Source organism: Clostridia bacterium (assembly GCA_028698525.1).
Lineage (GTDB): Bacteria > Bacillota > Clostridia > JAQVDB01 > JAQVDB01 > JAQVDB01.
In genome coordinates this window covers 1-12939 of record JAQVDB010000005.1, presented here as the reverse complement: position 1 = coordinate 12939, position 12939 = coordinate 1, and the positions used below count along the sequence as shown (strand labels likewise).

The window sequence follows — 12939 nt, the reverse complement described above, 5'->3', positions numbered from 1 at the left end:
CTTTTAGGTTGACAGCCTTTTCTATGTTTATTTACCGACGGTGATGCTGTGTTTTAAAGATAACAACAACTACTGGACGGGACTTATATGCAAGACCATTTATGGGCAGCTCATTTATCTTGCCTATAAGTCCCTATTCAGTGATTTTATTTAAACCTTTAAGAGAGCATATAATGCCAGAGCTGCGACTAAATTTGATATAATGCGCTAGATTGCGGAACACGGAGGGTATTGCCGTATTTAAAATCAGTGCTTTTATCTATATCCTGATAATTAGAATAAAAATTGATATATAGAGAAAAATTATACTAATAGAGAAAAGAAATACAAAATGGAGGAAAAAATGTTTTATATAAAGGGAAAAGCAAAAAAAGATGATAAAACTAAAAATTTAGTTAAGAAAATTAAAAAAAATGAGATAGCGGTCATTGATCATACAGATATCGATGAAATAGCGGCTTATTCTTTGATTGAAAAGAAAGTGAAGCTGATAATAAATGCAGCCCAGTCTATAACCGGTACCTATCCTAGCAAAGGCTGTGAGTTATTGGAAAATGCGGGAATATTTATTTTAGATGAAATAGGTCGAGAAAAATATAACATGATAAAAGATGGCGATTTTATTGAATTGATAGAAGATAATATTTATGTTAATGGAAAATTGTTGTGTAAAGCAACAATTTTGACAAAAAATCAGATTGAAAAAAAGATGTTAGAATCAAGAAAAAATGTAAAAAATGAATTAAACAAATTTATTGATAATACTTTAAAGTATGCAAAACTTGAAAAAGATTTCTTTATAGATGAGATAGAAGTTCCTAATATAAAAACTAATATATATGGAAGACATGTGCTGGTGGTTATAAGAGGAAAAAATTATAAGGAAGATCTAATGGCTATAAAAAGCTATATAGATGAAATAAAACCTGTGACGATAGGTGTAGATGGTGGGGCAGATGCGTTAATAGAAAGCGGTTATAAACCAGATATAGTTATAGGAGATATGGATAGTGTAAGTGATAATACATTGAAAAAATGTAAAGAAATAATTGTACATGCATATATAGATGGTGAGGCACCCGGATTGAAAAGAATACAATCTCTCGGATTGAAGTGCAATGTGTTTTCTTTCCCCGGCACAAGTGAAGACATAGCCATGATATTGTCCTACGAAAAAGGTGCAGAGCTGATTGTAACCGTTGGAAGCCATACTAGTATGATAGATTTTCTTGAAAAAGGGAGGCCAGGCATGGCTAGTACTTTATTGGTAAGGTTGAAGGTAGGCACAAAGCTGGTAGATGCAAAAGGTGTCAGTGAATTATACAGGATTCCTCTCAAATTTCGCTATGTAGCAGGGGTGTTGATAGCAGCTATTTTTCCCATTATTGTGATTGTATTTTTTTCACCAAATTTATTCTCACTTTATAAACTTATAGAGTTAAAGCTAAAATTATTTTTAGGTTGGTAGGTGGTTTAATGCTTATAAACTTGAAATACTATCTTATATTTGTCATAGTAATATTTCTTACCCTAGGAATAGGTATATTGATAGGTTTGAATATGAACAGCGGGGAATTCTTAGAATCACAAAAAACGAGTCTTGTGAGCGAAATAGAGCAGGAATTTATCACCTTGAGAAATCAAAATAATTATCTGCTTTCACGTTTAAATGAAACTGACTGTGAAAAAAACATGTATTATGATTTAAGTAATAAGTTGTTTGAAAGTTATACATACAAAAAACTGACAGATAAAAATATTTGTATTATAGAAATGGATAGTGATTGGGTATATACAGATATTTCAGAACTCGTAGAAAAAGCAGGGGCAAAAGTTACTACAGTTATAACTATAAATTCATATGATTTTGATCAAGCAGATATCCAGGAGTTTACAAACTCTGATCTTGGAATAAATAATATATTTGATAAATTGGTATTAGACTTATGTTTGCAACTGGATAGCCAGCTGTTGAACAAATTGGATTCTATGAATATTATAGATATTTCAAATATTCCTTTTTATAAAAGTGAATATATAATTTTTGCAAGCGGTGATAATGCTAAAGACCAAAAGACAATAAGATTTATAGATGGTATGCTAAAAGCTATAAAAAACTTCCAAGTAAAAGCTGTTGCTATTGAAAAGACTGATATTAAAAATACAACTATGAATCTATTCAAAAAACAAAGAATTTCCACAATTGATAATGTAGATGAGATAACTGGCAATATTTCACTTATAGAAATTTTAGCCGGTGCTAAAGGAAATTTTGGATGCAAAGATTATGCAGATGCTATGATGCCGGAAACATTGATTGACTTAAAAAAACTTGAGGAGGAGCAGGAAAATTGATAGGAAATAAAAAATTGGGAGTTATAATTCCTGCATACAATGAACAGAATCATATAGAAGATACATTGCATGCAATATTTTCGCTGAAAATTATGGATGAAGTAATAGTCATAGATGACGGTTCTAAAGATAATACTTATGCATTAAGCAGACAAACTGGTGCAAGGACTATCAGAACAAAAGAAAACAAGGGAAAAGGAGATGCAATAAAAAAGGGTCTGGAGATAGTTGACTCAGATATTATAATTTTTTTGGATGCAGATATAGGCCAAAGTGCAAAAGAAATAGAAAAATTGGTTTATCCCCTAATTAATAATGATGCAGATGTGACTATAGCAAGTTTTCCTAAAAATAAGGGTGGTGGTTTTGGTATAGTTAAAAGTGCTGCAAGATACTATGTAAAAAAATATACAGGTAAAGAATTTAATGATGTATTGTCTGGACAAAGGGCATTCAAAAAAGAAGTAATAAACGATATTAAAATGATAGATACGGGATTTGGACTTGAATTGGGAATGACTATAGAACTCATAAAAAAAGGATATAGAGTTTTATCTGTAGATGTTGATATGTATCATGATATTACTAAAAAAGATATAAGAGGTTTTATTCATAGATTTAGACAGTTTTTTGATATAAACAGATTTATTTTCAAAAATAAAAACATGCTAAAGAAACTTGAAAGGGAGTAATTATAATTGTTTTATATATTGATTTATGTCCTTTTTTGCATAACAACATCAACATTCTTTATATCCATATTTTTCAATATGCTGCACGGATATAAATTATATTCTTATAATTTCGATAACATGAAAGTTATAAATATTATGGGTATATCCTTTGTCCCCATTCTTTTATGTTTATACATGTATTTAGCATGGTTTATAGAAATGAACGTTGAAAATAGTATCCCTTTAATTATTGGGATTTGCTCAATGGGATTTGTAGGTATTGTTGATGATCTTGTAGGAAACAGGAGGACTACAGGGTTAAGGGGTCATTTCAGTAAGTTTATAAAAGGAGACTTTACAACTGGGACATTCAAGGCAATTATTTGTTTATTAATATCCATAATTATATCTAGTACTTTATCAAAGGGTTATATAGATTTAATATTGAACATATTAGTGATTTGTCTATCTACAAATTTAATAAATATATTTGATGTTAGACCTGGTAGAGCGGTAAAAGTTGTACTTTTTTTATGCACTATATTTTTACTGATAGAAATATCACTTTTGTATTTAGCAACGCCATTAATTTGTATGTTAGGTGTATATGGAAATTATGATGTAAAATCATATTGCATGATGGGAGATACAGGTTCAAATATATTGGGATTTATATTGGGGTTTTTCAGCATATCACATTTTGACTTTTTAACAAAAATTACATATCTGATATTTTTAATAATTATACATATTGTAGCTGAAAGATATTCTATAACTGATATAATCAATCATCATAGGGTATTGAGCTTTATAGACAAAATAGGCAGTATTAGGCAAAATTAAATTGACATGAACAATATTGTATGATATTATTCAAACTATACTTTTTACAGGCCGAATTTATATACCCTTTCTATACTTATAAATATACATTATAGGCATATTAATAAGCATAAGAATATAACGTTCTTTAAATTACCATGTACATAACATTATCGGTATTTCAAAGAATTAAATATCTATATAAATTCGGTTAAATATTTGATAGGAGGTATGGTTAATGGCTGATTTAAATCAAAAGGCCCGTGACCAATGGGGCAGCAAGGTTGGTTTTATACTTGCAGCCATAGGATCGGCAATTGGGCTGGGAAACATATGGCGGTTTAGCTATATGGCTTATGCTAATGGTGGTGGTGCATTTCTTATACCTTACTTTTTTGCACTGCTGACGGCAGGCATTCCTTTGTTGATTTTAGAATTTGGGTTTGGACATAAGATGCGTGGATCGGCACCTTTATCATTTGCTAGATTCGATAAAAAGTGGGAATGGCTAGGATGGTTTTCTTCTATTATTTCTTTTGCTATTGTTGTTTATTATGTGGTTATTGTTGCATGGGGTGTCAGTTATTTTGCTTATTCATTTAATTTAGGCTGGGGAGAAAATCCTGAAACATTTTTTTATAATTCATATCTAGGTATAACAGATATATCAGAAGGATTTGTATTCGGAGGATTTAGCTTAAATGTGCTTATACCTATAATAATAGTTTGGGTTTTAAATTATGTGATTGTTATGAGTGGGGTAAAATCGGGAATAGAAAAGGCAAGCAAAATATTCATGCCAATACTTGCAATAATTTGTGTGATAATCGTTATAAGAGGTATAACCCTTGAAGGTTCAATAGAAGGGATCAAGCATTATTTAACTCCGAATTTTGCTGCATTAAAGGATTACAAGGTTTGGATGGCAGCTTATGGCCAGATATTTTTTACTCTGTCACTAGGCATGGCTATTATGATAACTTATTCAAGCTATCTTCCTAAGAAGACTGATATCGTAAACAGTGCATTTATAACCAGCTTTGCGAATTGCGGGTTTAGTTTCTTATTGGGACTTGGAGTATTCGGTATATTAGGTTATATGGCTGGTCAGCTAGGGGTGCCGATAGATGAAGTTGCAAAGAGTGGAATTGGACTTGCTTTTATTGTGTTTCCAAAAGCGATAAGTCTTATGCCCATGGCTGAATTTGTCGGGATAGTATTCTTCCTTTGTCTGATATTGGCAGGTCTTTCTTCCAGTATATCTTTGGTGGAAGCTTTTACCTCTTCTTTGATAGATAAATTTGAAATGCCTAGGAGAAAGGCTGTTACAATTGTAAGCGGACTAGGGCTATTGATAAGCATGATCTTTGCAACAGGTAGTGGCTTATATATACTGGATATAGTAGACAATTTCTTGAATAATTTTGGACTTGTTGCTGTTGGGATGCTAGAAGCGATAGTTTTAGGATACATGATGAAGGCACAGGTGATCAAAGATCATGTAAATTCTATATCTGATTTCAGGGTAGGTAAATGGTGGGACGTATCTATTAAATTTATCACTCCTTTGATATTATTATATATGTTTGTGCAAAAAATAAGAGATGAGATAATTGCACCTTACGGTGCTCCCGATTATTCCAGAGGGCTTGTTGCAGTATTAGGATATGCTGTAATAATTGCAATAATTGTGCTTTCATTTGTTTTTTCAAATGTAAAGTGGAGAGACGAGGCAACTTATGTTTCTCAAGGGAATGCTCGGGAGGTGAAGTAAATGCCTATCAGTGCTTGGATAATGCTCTTGTTTGGCTGTGTAGTTCTCTATGGAGGATTAGGATATTGTTTGAATATAGCTATCAAAAATGGAAGAAATAAAAAGTAATATATAAAAGCCCTTATAAAAGCTCATTTTGGTTTAAAAACCAAAATGAGCTTTTATTTTAAGTATGTATAAAATTAACCGTATATGTATAAATTAACATATATATGCCAAGTTATTTCCTAACATTTATCGTAGGGGCTGTATCGGTAAAAAAAGATTTAAGTAAAAATAACTAACAGCAAATTAAATGAAATGCTTATAAATATTTCGTTTATGAAAGGCAAAGGATAGTAATTATGATAGTTATAAAACAAGGGATTGTAAAAGAGATAATGACTGAACATGATAATATCCAAGTAATACTAGTGGATGTTGAAGGCAGCACCAATAAAGCTATAAATTATGTCAATATTACAGGTAGACTAGAAAAAAATGAAAAAGTATTTTTAAACAATACGGCTGTATCATTGGGGTTGGGAACAGGCGGCTACGATTTTGTATTAAATGGCCAATCAACAAATATGATAAAACAGAGATATGATGGTCATATAATGAAGATGCGATATACTCCCATACAATTTAGCTGTTTAACTGTAGAAGAAAAAAACCATCAGTACAATGATATTTTTAATAAGTTTAAATCTCTAAACAAGATGCCCTGTATAATAGCCCCACTTCATAGCAGTATTGCACCTTTTGCTGCAGCCTTGAAATACATAAAGGGGATGAATGTAAAGATATCATATATTATGACGGAAGGTGGATGCTTACCATTGAGCTTTAGCAATACTGTAAGACAACTTAAAAGTAAGGGATTGATTGATCATACTATAACCTATGGCAATGCATTTGGCGGCGATTTTGAAACTATTAATATCTATACTGCATTGATAGCTGCAAAATATATAGCCAGTGCAGATGTCACTATTATTGCTATGGGACCGGGTATAGTAGGAAGTAATACTAGATATGGACATACAGCTGTAGAACAAGCAATAATCATTGATGCAGCCACTGCTATAGGAGGGAATACATTTACAATTCCTAGAATAGGCTTTTCAGATTCAAGGATACGCCATTTAGGGATCAGCCACCATTCAATAATAGTACTTTATGAGCTATGCATCAATCCATCAACGGTATGTTTCCCACTTATGAAAAAAGAAAAAATGAATTATATTTTAAATCAAATCAAAAAATATGCTATTCATAAAAAACATAACATTATTTTTCGAGACGGAAGTATAGTAAAGAATGCACTAAAATCATTCGAGCTAGAAGTAACTACTATGGGGCGAAATTTTAACCAAGAGCCCGAATTTTTTATGTCTGCAGGCAGTATGGCTCGGCTGATAAGTGATATAATATAAGGAACATTGAATAGGGGGCGAACAAATGGAACTATATGAGAAAACAATAGATTCAAAAAAGATATTTGATGGGAAAATCATAAAGCTGAAGGTAGATACAGTATTATTGCCGGATGGTAAAAAATCAACTAGAGAGATAGTTAACCATCCTGGTGCAGTAGCTATCTTGCCGTTAACTGATAAAAATGAATTGATAATGGTAAAGCAATACAGAAAACCTATAGAAAGAGTACTTTTGGAGGTCCCGGCAGGAAAACTTGATGAAGATGAGCTTCCAGAAGAATGTGCAGAAAGAGAATTGGAAGAGGAGACAGGATTAACCGCCGAAAAACTGATAAATCTTTCAAGTATTTATACTACTCCAGGATTTTCAGATGAGGTAATTCATTTATTTATTGCAACAGGTCTAAAAAAAGGAAGGGCAAATTCTGATGATGATGAATTCTTGGAGGTTGTAAAAATTCCATTTAATAAAGTAATGGAGATGATAGAACAAAACCTGATAATGGATAGTAAAACTATTAATTGCATACTATTAGCAAGGCATTATTTACCAGGCAATAACTTTTAAAAAGAAAAGACAAGACATATATACTATTCCCCCAGCATAAATATTTAAAGGGGTATACTCAGAGGAGGAAGTAAGCTATATGTCTCGTTTAAAAACCTTTATAGTAGAACACATAAGCAATCATTTAATGATATATATCATAGTATTTTTCTGCTTTGTTGCAGGCATATCTGCTGGTGCCTATACAGTAGGTTCTATCAGCAGTGAGCAAAAAGAAGAACTTTCAGATTTCCTTAAAAGTTCTAGTACAATATTGGATGATGACAGCCTGGATAATAATATTATTTTCAAACGTTCTTTAATCAATAACTTTCAGTCTCTGGGATTGATATGGATTTTAGGCATAACAATCATTGGGATACCGGCTATATTGATAGTGGTAGGAATAAAAGGCTTTATTATAGGATTTACTGTAGGTTTTTTAATCAATCAGATGAATTTTAAAGGGATTGTATTTGTTCTTTTATCAATACTTCCTCAAAATATTATATTTGTTCCTGCTACAATAGTCATGGGAGTAATGGCAATAAGCTATTCTTTATTTATTTTGCGTATTAAGAAGAAGGGAAAATGGGTGGATAAACAATTATTAAAACGCCAATTTTTATTATATATATTAGTGTTTTTTATTTTATCTATAATCTTTCTTTTAGGTTGTATTATGGAATCTTATATCGCTCCGTTTTTGATAAAATGGATGTCTTTTTAACTTTTAATTAATATTTAATGTTTTTTTTAGCAAAACTTGTTAATACTAAATAACAAATAATAATTTTAATTATTTAAAAGGAAAATTATAAAAAATGTTGAATATAATCATTATATACTGGTAGCATATAACATATTAAAAAGGAGTTATATATATGCATAGTTTTATTGAAGAGTTCGAAGAGCATTTAAAAAATGATAAACAACTTTCTGATAATACTCTTGACTCGTATAGCAGGGACATAAAACAATTTTTTGATTTTTTATGTGAAAATAATTTAACAAATGTATTAGATGCAAATAAAACCACCATAATTTCGTATGTACTGCAACTACAAAAGAACAAACAGGCTGCTTCTACAATATCAAGAAAGATATCGACTATAAGGGTATTCTTCAAATTTTTGAATGAAAAAAGGTATATTGACTCTGATCCCTGTGGCAATTTACCGGTGCCTAAAATAGAGAAAAAACCTCCTGAAGTTTTAACCAAAAAAGAGGTAGAATTACTGTTAGATCAACCTAAATGTGTTGATGCAAAGGGTATTAGGGACAAAGCTATGTTAGAGTTATTATATGCTACCGGAATAAGAGTATCAGAGCTAGTGGAATTGAAGATGGATCAATTAAATTTAAATCTGGGATACATAAAATGCATAAATCGCAACAAAGAAAGGGTAATTCCCGTAGGATCGGTATCTTTGAAATACATGAAACTTTATTTAGAACAATCAAGGGACAAGCTGAACAAAAATAATGAAATTGATAATATCTTTTTAAACTGCCAGGGAGGACAGCTTTCACGGCAGGGTTTCTGGAAAATAGTTAAATATTATACCAAGAAAGCGAATATAAAAAAAACAATAACACCCCATACATTGAGACATTCATTTGCAATACATCTTTTAAATAATGGTGCTGATCTAGAATCAGTACAAAAGATGCTTGGACATTCTGATATATCAACTACTCAGATATACACCCAAGTAACTGATAGCGATATTAAAAGAGTATATAAAAACGCACATCCAAGGGCATGATAGCCCTTTTATTATTTTTACTGCAAGAAAGGAATGACAGGCGACATGATTAAACGTGTAATTTTGATTGTTCTTGATAGTTTAGGAATAGGTGAATTGCCTGATGCATATCTTTATGGAGATGCTGGAAGCAATACTTTGAAAAACATTATAAAAAAACGTGGATATTTAAATATAGATAATATGTCTAAATTAGGTATTTCAAATATAGAAGGGATAGATTATCTTCCAGAAGAAAAAAATCCTGCTGGATTTTTTGGAAGATGTAAGGAAAAGTCTGCAGGTAAAGATACTACAACTGGACATTGGGAGATTGCGGGGATAATAGTGGATAAACCATTTCCAACATACCCTGAAGGATTTCCAAATGAAATCATAGAGACATTCATCCAACAGACAGGTTATAAAATATTGGGCAATAAACCTGCTTCTGGCACTCAAATAATAGAGGAACTGGGCCAGGAGCATATTAAAACAGGGTATCCTATCATTTATACCTCTGCCGATAGCGTATTTCAGATTGCAGCACATGAGCAGGTAATAAATATTGATGAATTATATAACATCTGCAGCACTGCCAGAAATATTCTTGTTGGGAAACATGGTGTGGCCCGAGTTATAGCACGGCCATTTATAGGAGAACCCGGCAGCTTTATTAGAACTAATAGAAGAAAAGATTTCTCTCTGTCGCCTCCTTCGCCTACAATGCTTGATTTTATCAAAGAATCTGATAAAAAAGTTGTCGGGGTAGGCAAAATAGAGGATATATTTAATAAAAAAGGGATAACTGAAGCTGTGCATAGTAAAGATAATTCAGATGGAATAGATAAGACAATAGAATATATAAAAATGAATTTTGAAGGGCTTATATTTACAAACTTGGTTGACTTTGATATGAAGTATGGACATAGAAATGATGTGGAGGGTTATGCTCGGGCGATAGAAGAGTTTGATAGAAAATTGCCCAAGATAATAAATAATATGAATGATGATGATATTCTTATATTAACCAGCGATCATGGCTGTGATCCTACAACTGATAGTACAGACCACTCAAGAGAGTATTCTTTTTTGTTGGGATATGGACATAAAATCAAAAAGGGCGTAGATTTAAAAACTCGAAACACTTTTTCCGATATAGGACAGACTATTTGTTCCCTTCTAGGTGTTAAAAAGCTTTCTGTAGGAGAAAGCTTTGCAAATATGATATTACCGTCCTTAAAATAAATCAGGAGGATGAGAGAAATGTATGACAGGGCTTACAATTATATCAAACAAAGGATTGACAAACCCCCTAAAGTAGCCATTATATTAGGTTCAGGTCTGGGGGAACTGTCCAGGCAAACAAAATCTGATGTGACTATTGATTTTAGTGATATACCCGGCTTTGCAAAAGCAACTGTAGAAGGACATAAAGGCCAGTTTATTTTTGGGGAATTATATGATAAATATCTTATGGTAATGAACGGAAGATTGCATTATTATGAAGGGCATAGCATGAAAGATATAACTTTTCCCATAAGACTAATGAGAAAATTGGGCATTAAAATCGTCATAATAACCAATGCCGCAGGAGGGATAAACAGAGCATTTAAGCCGGGAGATCTGATGATAATCAAGGATCATATAAATTTAATGGGAACCAACCCCTTGCTAGGTAAAAACATGGATCAGTTTGGTCCAAGATTTCCCGATCTTTGCAACACATATGATAGAGAACTTATATCTATGGCAAAAAAATGTGCAGACAAAATCGGCCTAAATATAAAAAGTGGTATATATGCTGCAATGAGCGGGCCAAGCTATGAAACACCGGCAGAAATAAAGATGCTGTCTTGTATAGGGGCAGACGCAGTAGGTATGTCCACGGTTCCGGAAGTAATTGTTTGTGCACACTGTGGAATAAAAGTTTTGGGTATTTCATGCATTACAAATATGGCTGCAGGGATATTGGATAAACCTTTAAGTCACCAAGAAGTTTTAGATACTGCTGATCGTGCGAAAGATGATTTCATCGGTCTTATAAAGGCCGTTGTAAATAACCTAGATATTAGATATTAGGAAGAGAAACCTGCATAATTCAGGAGGTAAGACTATAATGAGAATGTATGATATTATTCTAAATAAAAGAGAAGGAAAAAAACTAACTACAAAAGAGATTGAATATTTTGTTGACAACTATATAAAAGGAGCTATACCTGACTATCAAGCTGCCTCTTTGTTGATGGCCATATTTCTAAACGGGCTCAGCAAAAAAGAAACTATAGACTTAACATATTCAATGGCTAAATCAGGGGAAATAATTGATTTATCATGTATACAAGGTGTGAAGGTGGATAAACACAGTACAGGTGGCGTGGGAGACAAGACTACCCTTATAGTAGGCCCTATAGTTGCCTCCTGTGGTATCCCTTTTGCAAAGATGTCAGGCAGAAGTTTGGGACATACAGGTGGTACTATAGATAAGCTTGAATCAATAGATGGATTTAAGGTGAATTTATCCAAAGAAGACTTTATCAAAAATGTAAATAAAAATAAAATCAGCATAATAAGCCAAAGTCAGGATATAGCACCTGCTGACAAAAAATTATATGCTTTGAGGGATGTTACCGCTACAGTTGATAGCCTACCTTTGATTGCTAGCAGTATAATGAGCAAAAAGCTAGCATCTGGTTCAGATGCTATATTGTTGGACGTAAAAGTAGGTAACGGAGCTTTTATGAAAAAGCTTGATGAGGCGATAGAACTTGCAGAAATAATGGTAGAGATAGGCCAAGCTAACGGAAAACCCACAATAGCATTGATTACAGATATGAACCAGCCCCTTGGCAAAGCTATCGGCAATTCTGTTGAAGTGGCAGAAGCAATAGATACCCTGGTTGGAGAGGGACCTGATGATTTAAACAGGTTATGTACCATAATCAGTGCATACATGCTTTTATTATCAGGTGTTTCAAAGAGCCTTACAGAGGCAAAGATAATGGTAAAAAACGCAGTAAAACAAGGAAGTGCTATAAAAAAATTCGAACAGTTTGTTTGTTCTCAAGGAGGCCATATTGACATAGATAATTTTCGCGCCCAATCAGCTGATCACATAGTGCCAATAATATCAAATAAAAGTGGTTATATACATACCATTGATACATATGGAATAGGAATGAGTGTAAAAAGTTTAGGTGCAGGCAGGGATAAAAAGGAAGATCCTATAAATTACTCAGTTGGTTTGGTTTTAAATAAAAAGGTAGGCGATTGTATAAAACAAGGAGATATATTAGGAAATGTATACTCAAACGACAAAGCCAAGGCAGAAAATGCGATAAATTCAATTATCAATTGCATAAGAATAGATAATATTAAGCCAGTACCTACCAAATTAATTTATGGTTTGGTAGATGAACACGGATATAAAGTAATTGAATAACATCCTCCGATTATGGATAGTCTAAAAATATATAGTATTAAGGAGGATGTGTATGGAAAAAACAAGGAAAATATTTGTGTTTTTTCTTTTGACTATTTTTTTATTTAACATCAATTGTTTTGCGTCAGCTCAAGAAATTGAGCTGGAATCTAAATC

General features: G+C 32.4%; 13 protein-coding genes. All 13 read left to right on the top strand.

Features of this window, described 5'->3' with window-relative positions; all coding sequences use genetic code 11:
- Positions 1-343 precede the first annotated feature (343 nt).
- The 13 genes from steA to PHP06_01165 all read left to right on the top strand — a co-directional run bounded on the left by steA (position 344) and on the right by PHP06_01165 (position 12783).
- The gene (gene steA, locus PHP06_01225) at positions 344-1468 is read left to right on the top strand and encodes a putative cytokinetic ring protein SteA (GenBank protein MDD3839181.1); all 1125 of its coding nucleotides are present in this window, start codon (positions 344-346) and stop codon (positions 1466-1468) included.
- Between the two features lie 8 nt (positions 1469-1476).
- Positions 1477-2355 (top strand): copper transporter, encoded by an 879-nt coding sequence (locus PHP06_01220; GenBank protein ID MDD3839180.1) that lies wholly within the window; start codon positions 1477-1479, stop codon positions 2353-2355.
- On the top strand, positions 2355-3047 hold the full coding sequence (locus tag PHP06_01215; protein ID MDD3839179.1) for a glycosyltransferase family 2 protein: 693 nt from the start codon (positions 2355-2357) through the stop codon (positions 3045-3047). The genes PHP06_01220 and PHP06_01215 overlap by 1 nt, the downstream gene beginning before the upstream one ends.
- 201 nt (positions 3048-3248) lie before the next feature.
- Positions 3249-3872 (top strand): hypothetical protein, encoded by a 624-nt coding sequence (locus PHP06_01210; protein MDD3839178.1) that lies wholly within the window; start codon positions 3249-3251, stop codon positions 3870-3872.
- Between the two features lie 217 nt (positions 3873-4089).
- Positions 4090-5625 (top strand): sodium-dependent transporter, encoded by a 1536-nt coding sequence (locus PHP06_01205; GenBank protein ID MDD3839177.1) that lies wholly within the window; start codon positions 4090-4092, stop codon positions 5623-5625.
- Positions 5626-5733: a MetS family NSS transporter small subunit gene (locus PHP06_01200; GenBank protein MDD3839176.1), complete on the top strand. Its 108-nt coding sequence runs from the start codon at positions 5626-5628 to the stop codon at positions 5731-5733.
- A 236-nt stretch (positions 5734-5969) separates the two neighbouring features.
- Positions 5970-7043, top strand: coding sequence for a DUF3866 family protein (locus PHP06_01195; protein ID MDD3839175.1), 1074 nt, complete (start codon positions 5970-5972; stop codon positions 7041-7043).
- Between the two features lie 25 nt (positions 7044-7068).
- The gene (locus PHP06_01190) at positions 7069-7614 is read left to right on the top strand and encodes an NUDIX hydrolase (protein ID MDD3839174.1); all 546 of its coding nucleotides are present in this window, start codon (positions 7069-7071) and stop codon (positions 7612-7614) included.
- A gap of 79 nt (positions 7615-7693) precedes the next feature.
- Positions 7694-8323: a stage II sporulation protein M gene (gene spoIIM, locus PHP06_01185; GenBank protein MDD3839173.1), complete on the top strand. Its 630-nt coding sequence runs from the start codon at positions 7694-7696 to the stop codon at positions 8321-8323.
- 154 nt (positions 8324-8477) lie between these two features.
- Positions 8478-9362 carry a site-specific tyrosine recombinase XerD gene (gene xerD / locus PHP06_01180; GenBank protein MDD3839172.1) on the top strand — a complete coding sequence of 295 codons (885 nt, stop codon included), beginning with the start codon at positions 8478-8480 and terminating at the stop codon, positions 9360-9362.
- A 48-nt stretch (positions 9363-9410) separates the two neighbouring features.
- Positions 9411-10589 (top strand): phosphopentomutase, encoded by a 1179-nt coding sequence (locus PHP06_01175; GenBank protein ID MDD3839171.1) that lies wholly within the window; start codon positions 9411-9413, stop codon positions 10587-10589.
- 9 nt (positions 10590-10598) lie between these two features.
- A complete protein-coding gene (locus PHP06_01170) occupies positions 10599-11423 on the top strand; it encodes a purine-nucleoside phosphorylase (GenBank protein MDD3839170.1) in 825 nt (274 codons plus the stop codon).
- 37 nt (positions 11424-11460) lie between these two features.
- Positions 11461-12783 carry a pyrimidine-nucleoside phosphorylase gene (locus PHP06_01165; protein ID MDD3839169.1) on the top strand — a complete coding sequence of 441 codons (1323 nt, stop codon included), beginning with the start codon at positions 11461-11463 and terminating at the stop codon, positions 12781-12783.
- Positions 12784-12939: the final 156 nt, after the last annotated feature.

Bases quoted from the DNA above. Each gene is read 5' to 3' on its own strand.
- PHP06_01165 (MDD3839169.1), top strand. From the start codon at position 11,461: ATGAGAATGTATGATATTATTCTAAATAAAAGAGAAGGAAAAAAACTA.
- PHP06_01220 (MDD3839180.1), top strand. From the start codon at position 1,477: ATGCTTATAAACTTGAAATACTATCTTATATTTGTCATAGTAATATTT.
- PHP06_01200 (MDD3839176.1), top strand. From the start codon at position 5,626: ATGCCTATCAGTGCTTGGATAATGCTCTTGTTTGGCTGTGTAGTTCTC.
- PHP06_01170 (MDD3839170.1), top strand. From the start codon at position 10,599: ATGAGAGAAATGTATGACAGGGCTTACAATTATATCAAACAAAGGATT.
- steA (MDD3839181.1), top strand. From the start codon at position 344: ATGTTTTATATAAAGGGAAAAGCAAAAAAAGATGATAAAACTAAAAAT.
- PHP06_01195 (MDD3839175.1), top strand. From the start codon at position 5,970: ATGATAGTTATAAAACAAGGGATTGTAAAAGAGATAATGACTGAACAT.
- PHP06_01190 (MDD3839174.1), top strand. From the start codon at position 7,069: ATGGAACTATATGAGAAAACAATAGATTCAAAAAAGATATTTGATGGG.
- xerD (MDD3839172.1), top strand. From the start codon at position 8,478: ATGCATAGTTTTATTGAAGAGTTCGAAGAGCATTTAAAAAATGATAAA.
- PHP06_01210 (MDD3839178.1), top strand. From the start codon at position 3,249: ATGAACGTTGAAAATAGTATCCCTTTAATTATTGGGATTTGCTCAATG.
- spoIIM (MDD3839173.1), top strand. From the start codon at position 7,694: ATGTCTCGTTTAAAAACCTTTATAGTAGAACACATAAGCAATCATTTA.
- PHP06_01205 (MDD3839177.1), top strand. From the start codon at position 4,090: ATGGCTGATTTAAATCAAAAGGCCCGTGACCAATGGGGCAGCAAGGTT.